Origin of the sequence: Nitrospira sp., assembly GCA_016788885.1 — a bacterium.
Taxonomy (GTDB): Bacteria; Nitrospirota; Nitrospiria; order Nitrospirales; family Nitrospiraceae; genus Nitrospira_A.
In genome coordinates, this window is the sequence record JAEURX010000023.1 from 22571 (window position 1) to 31643 (window position 9073).

Consider the following 9073-nt stretch of genomic DNA (forward strand, 5'->3'; position numbering starts at 1 on the left):
ACGCGTCGTATAAAGGCAGGTACTGCGGTGAGCGCGCCACGTTTCTCCGAACTCAATCACACCGGTCGGCATCCCACGTTGCGAGGGTTGAGCCGGTTGCTCTCCCATTCGCGAGTGCGCGTGATGTTTCTGCAAAGTCTCGTGGCCGGCATCCTGTCGTACGAACTCCTGGTCAGCAATGAGACGATCTATGGGCAGATCGTCAGCCGGATGGTGGCGCTTGGATTGATCCTGATCAGTGTCGGCATCATGTTGTTGCCGAAATCCGCATTAGAAAGCGCCTGGTTTCCCGGCGCCTTGATCAGCATCAATACGCTCCTGGTGACGGGGACCATCTATCTCTCAGGGAACGCCAGCTCGGAACTGTATCTCACGTATTTTCTTCTGCTCCTGATTGCCTCATCCGCGCCCTCGTTGAAACAACTGCTCGGCCTTTCAATCATCATCTGCGCCGGGTACGGCGTGCTGGTCTATGAGCATGCGATGCAATCAGGCACGCTCGAGGTCGGGCATCTTCTGGGCATTCCTGTCTTGCTGATCATGTCGGTGTTTTATGGATTGACACTTGAGACGGTGGCCGCCGAGCGGCGCCGCAATCGGCTGTTACGGGAAGATGTTGAAGAGTTGAAACAGTCTGAGCAGAACTTGGAAGAGCGACGGACCCACCTGGAGACGCGCGTGCAGGGACTGAAGCAGGGGTTGTCCCGCGCCAATCAGGAAATCCGTCAGGGGAAGGTTGAACGGACCGGGTTGGAGCGACAGCTGCGTGAGGCGCAAAAGTTCGAGGCCGTGGGACGTCTGGCCTCCAGGTTGGCGCATGAGTTCAATCAGATGTTAGCGGTGATCGGCGCGCAGACCGGGGCCATCGTCTCCAAATTGAAACCCGATGACCCGCTCCACGCGCCGGTGGACGCCATCTTCCGAAGCGGGGAACGCGCCGCAACCCTGACGGCGCAACTGCTCGCCTTGGGGATTCACGAAACGACCATTCGTGATACGTTATCGCTTGGCGAGGCGATCGCGTCGATGCGTGAAACGCTTGAGGGGTTGCTTCCCGGACGGATCGACGTGCGGGTGCCTGACGAATCTAAACCGGTATTGGTGGAGATCGGACACGATCGACTGGAGTATTTGCTGCTGCACCTGATTGCCAATGCCCGAGATGCGATGCCGAAGGGGGGGCGGGTGGACATTGCGGTGGAGGTGGTGTCCGGTGAATTGCTGCCAGCCGAGCAGTTGGAAAAGAATCCGCGCAAGCGCATGGCCAGGATCGCGGTGAGCGACAGCGGCGGGGGGATGAATTCGGACGTCCAGGCGCAGATGTTCGAGCCGTTTTTCTCGACGAAGGAAACCCACGCTGGGCTGGGGCTGACGTTGGTCTATGGGATCGTCCGTCAGTACGGAGGGACGGTGGAGGTGCAGAGTCAGCCGGGACAGGGCACGACCGTCCGGCTGTATCTTCCGCTCGTGGAGCGCAACGGCGTGGTGCGAGATACGCGGGTACGTCGCGAGGCGGTGTCCAAGGGGGCGGAGACGGTGTTGGTGGTGGAGGAAGACGAGATTGCCAGGAAGTTGGCCTTGTCGACGCTCCACTCGCATCGGTATCAGGTATTGGAGGCGGGGTCGGCCGTGGAAGCCTTGCTCGTCGCACAACAGCACAAAGGGCCGATCCATCTGACGGTCAGCCACCTAACACTCGCGGAGATCGGTGGGCGCGAGTTGGCCAAGCGACTGGTGTTGCAACATCCCGCCATGAAAGCGTTGTTCGTGTCCGGGTTTTCTGATGACACGATCGTGAGTCATCGGGTGAATAAGAAGTATTTTTTGCAGCAACCCTACCGTCAGCATGATTTGGCAGAAAAGGTTCGCGAATTGTTGGATGCGTGAGCCGCCGACTACGTTCTCTGGCGACCGCTAGTCCCGCCACGATCGGGAACGGGTGGGCGCAAAAAACCGCACCTCGGGTCGTTTGAAGAAGCCGATCAACAGCATGCCCACGACGAATCCGCCGATGTGCGCGAAGAACGCCACACCACCTCCCTGCGACCCAAGGTTCGCGCCACCGCTCAACACCTGCATCACGAACCAAAATCCCAAGACAAGGCCGGCCGGGACGTAGGTCGTTCCCACAACCGGCGCCAACAGCAACACGCGGGCATGCGGGAAGAGCAGCAGATAGGCGCCGAGGACTCCCGATATCGCCCCGCTTGCGCCGACCATCGGAACCGTGGATGTCGGGTCGGTTAACGCATGGCTCAATGCTGCCAGGATGCCGCATCCCACATAAAAGACGATAAAGCGCCCATGGCCCATGACGTCTTCGATGTTGTTCCCGAAGACCCAGAGATACAACATATTGCCGATCAGATGCATCCAGCTACCGTGGAGAAACATGCTGGTGAGAATAGTGGCGTACGACGGAATCGCGACGATCTCCGGGGGGAGCGCCGCCTGACCGAACACGATGGAGGGAATGGCGCCGAACCGGTAGACGAAGGTTTCGCCGGTGGCCGGACTCAGGGAGCTTTGGTAGAGAAAGACGAGGGAGCAGGCGACGATGAACGCGACGGTGACGACCGGCGTTCGCTCGGTCGGGTTATCGTCACTGAGCGGCAGCATCGCGATCTGATGAAGTGAGGACCATCATAGCGCCGGACGCGGGAGCCGGGGGGTTGACGGCAGTGACCCGTCGGCCTGCAATGGGATGGAGAAGCCTGCCGCATGCGTATGGCCTCCACCGCCGAAGGACGCGGCAATGGCGCCCACGTCGGTCCCGTCTTCGCGTGACCGCATGCTGTAGTAGCGTCGTCCGTTGCGGTCATGCCAGATCAGGCAGAACGGGTGGTTGGCGGATAGGCGTTCGCCGATTTGACTGGTCAAGGCGGCGCTTTGCACGGCTGGAATGGTCACGCCTTCAAACTGCACCAGCGTCGCATGGGACGCGAGCTTCGTGACGAGTTCGTTTTCGTATCGAAGGATGGCCCGGCCTTCCCGCTCAAGTTCCGTTTGCTCGAAACCGGTCCACAGTTGAAAGTCGAACGGATAGGACGCGAGCGCAGCGCTGACTTCCCGGCTATGCGGGAGTGCCCAGTTCCAGAGATCCTTGTCTTGGATGTAGCGCAGCAGCCAGGGGGCCGGTTCATCATACGCCCATTCCCAGGCCAGGACTGCGCCGGATTTGTTTAAATCAAAGTAGGCATAGGGGAGGTCTGCCAGCGTCTGTTTGGCGGTAATGTGATGGTCCAGCACGACCAGGCTGGCTGCATCCTTGGCCATCGCCTCAAGCGTCGGTCTGGCGTAACTGAAATCCACAATGACGACGTGGTGCCCGGCGAGGTTGGTCGGCGGAGCTTCGCCATGCTTGACGGGGCGATACTCAGCCTTGGGGTATCGACGCCAGATGGCCCAAGCAGCGCCGAACCCATCCGCACATTCCGCGTGATACAGGATCAGGGTGGGAGCAGAGGCGGATAGACTGCGCATGGTGGCTGCACTCATAAGCCCTCCACCATACCATGTCCCTTGTGGAGACTAAAGGGCTATCACGCCTGGTCGGGACTCTAGGCGGCGTCACCGGCCGGTCTTGCGGGGATGGTCGTCACGCCGTCACGGGCAAGTGGTTGAGGTGGTTGATCAGCTGCCGGAGGCGCCCCGCATTGCGGCGATTGAACGAAAACGTCAGCCGTGCCAACTCCTTCAATCCCGGTTCATCCATTTCCTCCGGGAGCGAGGTCCGTTGCTCGAACGTCCCTTCCGTCAGCATGTCTTTGAACTGCTGCTGCAAGTCCCCGACTTGCACATCGGTGAGCGGGGTCTTCAAGCGGATGGCCAACTGTCGTCCCACGAACCGGAGCGAATGATACCGCCGGTAAAATGTGCGAATCTCCGTCACGGCGTCTTCCACATTATCGACGATGGTGAACAGCGAGAGGTCTTCGGGATTGATGAGGTGCCGTTTCAACAGTTGCTCGGTGATGAAGGAGTTCCAGTGATTCCAATAATCGCAGCCCGGGGCCTGAAGGCACACGATCGGTTTCGGGTCGCTCTTGCCGGTTTGCACGAGGGTCATGATCTCGAAGCCCTCGTCATGCGTGCCGAACCCTCCGGGAAAGAGGGCAATCGCGTGCGACTCTTTCTGGAACATCAGTTTGCGGGTGAAAAAATATTTGAAGGTGACCAGTTTGGGATCATCGGCAATGACCGCATTGGCGCCCTGCTCAAAGGGCAGCATGATGTTCACGCCGAAACTGTGTTCGCGACCGGCTCCTTCCTGTGACGCTCGCATGATCCCGTCGGCGCCGCCGGTGATGGTCATATAGCCCTCTTCCACCATGCGGCGGGCGAACTGAAACGCCAGTTGGTAGTTGGGATCGTCGGCGGGGGTACGGGCCGAACCGAACACACTGATTTTGAGACGTTGTCGATAGCCCTGGAAGACTCTGAACGCGTGGCGGAGCTCTTTGAGCGCGCGATTGACGATCTTCAAATCCAGGACATCCAACTGCGAGTCCGATAACCGGATCACGCCGGCCAAAATTTCCTTCATCAGGGCCGCCTGGATATCATCGTCCGGGCGATCGAGCAGGGCCGTGATTTGCGTGAGCATTTCGTCTTTGGTCGGAGCCGGTTTGGAACGGGCGGTGGGGGTCTTCATGGATAGTCACCTACAGCACGGTAAACTCCGGACGTGCATCGCCGGAGTACGAAATCATAACAAGCCACGTCGCATGACGCAAAATATTCATCGAAGGCGGGTTAGGGGAGGTCTGTGGCCCGCGGAAGATTCTGCAGCACCCAGGCGCGAATTTTCGACTCGTCGGAAGCGGGGAGAGACGCGAACTGGATGTCGACTCCGGGATACGTGCCGATCATGCCCCGGTCTTCATGGAATTCCGGTTCATAACTGCTGTTGAGGATGGTGCCGCGTACGGAGAAGCTCACATCCGTTCCCGGAAGCATAAAAGAGAGCACGATCGTCGTGCCGGGCAGCAACAGGGTGCGGCTTTCGATAAACGCCCCCACGTGGCTGAGCTGGCGGATGGTGGCGGTGTGTTTCGCGCCTTCTCCCTCGCCGTTCGTGACACGAACGGTTGCGGGGAGGCAGGTGTCGCACCGCTTGGGCGCCAACGCGAGATCCCGTGCCGTCAGAATGCCGACCGGTTGCCCCTGCTTGGTCACGATGAGGAGCGACGCGCCGGTGGAGGCCATCATGTTGGTGGCATCATCGAGAATTTGGTCGCATTCGACGGAGTGCACCGGTTTAGACATGATCGATCGCACGGCCACATCGTGCGGTTCCAGGCCCTGGGCGACGACCTTTTTCACGATATCGCCCGAGGTCATGATGCCGAAGGTGGCCTCGCCGTCCTTGATCAACAGGCAGGGCATCTGCTCCCGATCGAGGAGCAGGGCGGCTTCGCTGACAGAGACATCCCCCGGAATTTGTACGACGCCGGGTGTCATCATGTGGGCCACCATAGGGGTTGTCGAACGAGTCGGTTTGTCGCGGAGCATGGAGCCGGTTTTGGTCATGTTGTAAGCCTATTTCTCGCCGTGAGAGGGGCTAACGGTGCGGCCCGGCGACCACCACGTCGAAAGAAAGTATATCAGATGGATCCGCCGGACCCGTTTCCCCATCTTCCCTTGTCAACCAAGAGGTTAGGCGCTTAGACTGCACAGAAACTATAGTCACTATGGTTGCTTCAAAATATGCCAAATGTGAGCTGATGAAAAGCGAATTCACACAACGTGCGAATCGCCTTCCTGCGCATGGTCTGGGGCTGTCCGTGGACGTGTATTCTCCTGATCTGATGCATCTGGTTCAGTCGCTTCGGGACACGCAGCTGGAGCCGGGATATCTGGAAGTGTTCAAAGCGACGACATCGGCCCTGCAGTGGGTGCGGCAACAATTGCCTGACATCAAGCTTCCCTACCATGGGGAAGGCTTATGGACGACGCAACCGGATTTCCCGCTCAGTAGTTCCGGCCGACAGGGCGTGGCGGAAGCCTGTGCGCAAATTGTGGCCTTGCACAGCGCCTGGCTGAATCATGAATGTGCGACGAAGCAGATGGCGGGCTACGCCTTTGGTACCTATCTGCCGCCGTTGTATACGGAGTTGTCCGCCAGAATGACAGCTGAAAACGTCGCGTATCTTCAACGCCGAGTCGATGCGCATGCGTGCAGGCATGGAATCGACCCAGCGCTGGTCCTCTTGGAAATGCCGCCTCTGACGTATTTTGGCTGTGGCGAGCTTGCGATACCTGAGTTTTTTCGACTGGTGACCGATCAGGCAGCCTGTGGCCTCGTGTTGGATATCGGACATCTATGGACCGTGTATCGGTATACGGGGAGCTGGCAACGACAGCGGTTGGAAGATTTCGCCGCCCAGTTTCTGGAGGCGTTTCCCATGGAACGGGTCGTCGAAATCCATGTCGCAGGACTGGCTGAATTTGCGAACCCTTCCGCCGGGGCAATAGACGGGGATGCACAGCCGCTGCCTTACTGGATCGATGCGCACGGGACGCCAATTCCAGGTGTCTTGTTCGACCTATTGGCGCAGGTCCTGTCTCATCCCGGGCTGACATCCTTGAAAGGCGTCGCACTCGAGGTCGATACGAAGCCGATTGGGATGATCGTTGAAGAGTTCCGGCAATTTCGCGACCGGTTTGGATCAACGGTTCATCAGATGGTGCACCGCGGTCACCTTGGACCTCTGCCAGGGCAGCAGCGACCGATCCAGCCTTCGGCTGAGGACATGCCTCATCTGACCCAGGAAGAACAAGGGGCGCTGCAACAGCAGTATCGCACCTATGTGCAACTCGTCACGACGCCCGATGCTCCGTGTTCCGATGTGTCGTTATTGGGCGGATCGTTGGATGATCTCCACCGGTATCGCGACAGTTATCTGCCGCATGAACTCGTCCATTGGGGCGGCAATTTGCCGGATATGTTTCCGGCAACCTGCGGTGCCTTGTCCAAGGCCGATGTCCCTTTGGAGCGATTTGTGCCGTTCTGGTTCAGCCGGCCAAGACCCGAGCAGGAGGACTATGATTTCTTCCTGCTGAAGATCGATCGATTCGTGGAGTTTGCGACGCAGGTGTGCCCGACGACCGCCAACACGGTCAGAGCTGAGGCCGAAGAATTACGGATCGCCTATCGCGCGGCGAACGAACCGGTCGGGTCGGTTCAGGTGCGCGCATGAGCTTCTGGACGACACTGCCACAGCCTATTTTGGGATTGGCTCCCATGGACGGGGTGACGGATGCCGCCTTCCGTCGCGTGGTGGCCTCTCAGGGCCGGCCCGATATCACCTTTACCGAGTTCACCAATGTTAATGAAATCTGCCGCGGACCGGACCATCTGCTGTCTTCATTGATTTACAGCGAAGCCGAGCGGCCCATTGTGGCCCAACTGTACGGCAAGGATCCGGAACAATTTTATCGTGCGGCGCAGGTGGTCTGCGAGCTGGGGTTTGACGGCCTCGATATCAATATGGGCTGCCCGTCGAAGAGTGTGGCCGCCTCCGGTTCAGGGGCCGCACTCATCAAGACGCCGGATCTGGCCCATGCCATCCTGCGGGCCGCGAAGCAGGGATTGGAGGATTGGGCCGCCGGGCAGTCGATCCACACCCAGGGCTTTAAACCGTCCCGCATCGAATTCGTTCACGAGCTGAATTATCGGCGTTCCGGCTCTCCCGTCGTGCCGCGCCGGCTGCTTCCGCTCTCCGTGAAGACACGGCTGGGGTTCGATTGCATAGTGGTCGGGCGATGGGTAGAACATTTGCTGGAAATGCGTCCGGCAGCGATCACGGTGCACGGCCGGACGTTGCAACAGATGTATCGCGGCGCCGCCGATTGGACGGCCATTGCGGAGGCGGCCAAGCTCGCCCGCGGCACAGAGACATTGATCTTAGGCAACGGCGATCTCAATACCTTAGTCGATGCCGTGCGACGAGCAACTGAGAGCCGAGTGCAAGGCGTGCTGGTCGGCCGTGGGACCCTCGGCGCGCCATGGTTCTTTCGTGAAAAGGAACAGGCCCGCAGTGCGTTCATCGAGCGGCTCGATCTATCGGCCCTTCCGGCCACCATGTGGGAGCCGCCGGTCTCGTTGCGTCACCGCATGCAGGTCATGCTCGATCATGCGCGGCAGTATGAGGCCATCGCCGGGTTAGAATGCTTCCGTTCGATCCGGAAACATCTGGGATGGTACTGCAAAGGCTTTCCTCATGCGGCGGCCATGCGTGGCAAAATGTTCGGAGTTTCGAACGTGGAGGATGTCGAACGCATCGTCGCGGAGTTTTGCCAGGACCTCATGCTGGAAGAAGTTGCCGCACCCGACCAGGCTCCATCGGAAATTCCGCTGCCTCACTCCTGTGCATCCTGACCTATGCGATTGATTCTCGCCTCCACCTCGCCGCGACGGCACGAATTATTGACGCTTCTGGGACTGCCCTTCGAGGTCGTCGCCCCGCCCTTCGTCGAACAGATACGGCCGCACCTGTCTGCCGAGGAGCAGGCCGTGGAATTCGCCGCAGGCAAGGCCAAGTCCTGTCTTTCCTCTCATCCTGATGCGCTCATCCTTGGAAGCGACACTCTCATTCATTTGGGCGCTGAGGTGTTGGGAAAGCCGGTCGATTTGGCCGACGCCGAGGTGATGCTCCGTCGCCTGGCCGGACAGAAGCACCGGATTGTGACCGCTGTGGCGCTGGCAGGACCTGAGCCTGAGCGGTGCGACGTACGGCTGGCAGAGGTGCTGGTAACCATGAAATCTCTGAACGAAGCCGCGTTGGCCGGCTATTTGCGAACCGGCGAGAGCCTTGGCAAAGCCGGCGCCTATTCCATTCAGGGGGGCGGGGCAGCCTTCATCGAGCGGATTGAGGGCGATTTCACCGCGGCCGTGGGGTTGCCGTTGCGTCTCGTCGTGGAGATGTTGCAGCAACAAGGCCTGTCTTGCCCCGTGGACATCGAGCAGCTCTACGCCGGCCGACCCTATCCCAACTGGGACCGCTTTCGTGTCTAGCCGAGGCTCATCGTCGAGCCATATTCCGATGTGCGCCAGATTGAAATGGTCTTC

Annotated in this window: 8 protein-coding genes; 4 read left to right on the forward strand and 4 right to left on the reverse strand. The window is 59.5% G+C overall.

The window, feature by feature from the left end; translation table 11 throughout:
- The first annotated feature begins 27 nt into the window (after positions 1-27).
- On the forward strand, positions 28-1887 hold the full coding sequence (locus JNL86_06475; protein ID MBL8042546.1) for a response regulator: 1860 nt from the start codon (positions 28-30) through the stop codon (positions 1885-1887).
- Positions 1888-1914: 27 nt separating this feature from the next.
- Here the strand turns inward: JNL86_06475 and JNL86_06480 are convergent, their stop codons facing one another.
- The 4 genes from JNL86_06480 to JNL86_06495 form a co-directional block, all read right to left on the reverse strand.
- Positions 1915-2619, reverse strand: a complete 705-nt coding sequence (locus JNL86_06480) for a rhomboid family intramembrane serine protease (protein ID MBL8042547.1) — start codon at positions 2617-2619, stop codon at positions 1915-1917.
- A gap of 24 nt (positions 2620-2643) precedes the next feature.
- Positions 2644-3498 carry a phosphohydrolase gene (locus tag JNL86_06485; protein MBL8042548.1) on the reverse strand — a complete coding sequence of 285 codons (855 nt, stop codon included), beginning with the start codon at positions 3496-3498 and terminating at the stop codon, positions 2644-2646.
- Between the two features lie 100 nt (positions 3499-3598).
- The gene (locus tag JNL86_06490; GenBank protein ID MBL8042549.1) at positions 3599-4654 is read right to left on the reverse strand and encodes a TIGR00730 family Rossman fold protein; all 1056 of its coding nucleotides are present in this window, start codon (positions 4652-4654) and stop codon (positions 3599-3601) included.
- Between the two features lie 101 nt (positions 4655-4755).
- Positions 4756-5466: a CBS domain-containing protein gene (locus tag JNL86_06495; protein MBL8042550.1), complete on the reverse strand. Its 711-nt coding sequence runs from the start codon at positions 5464-5466 to the stop codon at positions 4756-4758.
- 260 nt (positions 5467-5726) lie between these two features.
- Between JNL86_06495 and JNL86_06500 the strand changes: the two genes are divergently transcribed.
- Genes JNL86_06500 through maf form a run of 3 tightly spaced genes read left to right on the forward strand, consistent with a single transcriptional unit; the run spans position 5727 to position 9019 of the window.
- Positions 5727-7202 carry a DUF692 family protein gene (locus JNL86_06500; protein MBL8042551.1) on the forward strand — a complete coding sequence of 492 codons (1476 nt, stop codon included), beginning with the start codon at positions 5727-5729 and terminating at the stop codon, positions 7200-7202.
- The gene (locus JNL86_06505) at positions 7199-8383 is read left to right on the forward strand and encodes a tRNA-dihydrouridine synthase (GenBank protein MBL8042552.1); all 1185 of its coding nucleotides are present in this window, start codon (positions 7199-7201) and stop codon (positions 8381-8383) included. The genes JNL86_06500 and JNL86_06505 overlap by 4 nt, the downstream gene beginning before the upstream one ends.
- 3 nt (positions 8384-8386) lie before the next feature.
- A complete protein-coding gene (gene maf / locus JNL86_06510; protein MBL8042553.1) occupies positions 8387-9019 on the forward strand; it encodes a septum formation protein Maf in 633 nt (210 codons plus the stop codon).
- Positions 9020-9073: the final 54 nt, after the last annotated feature.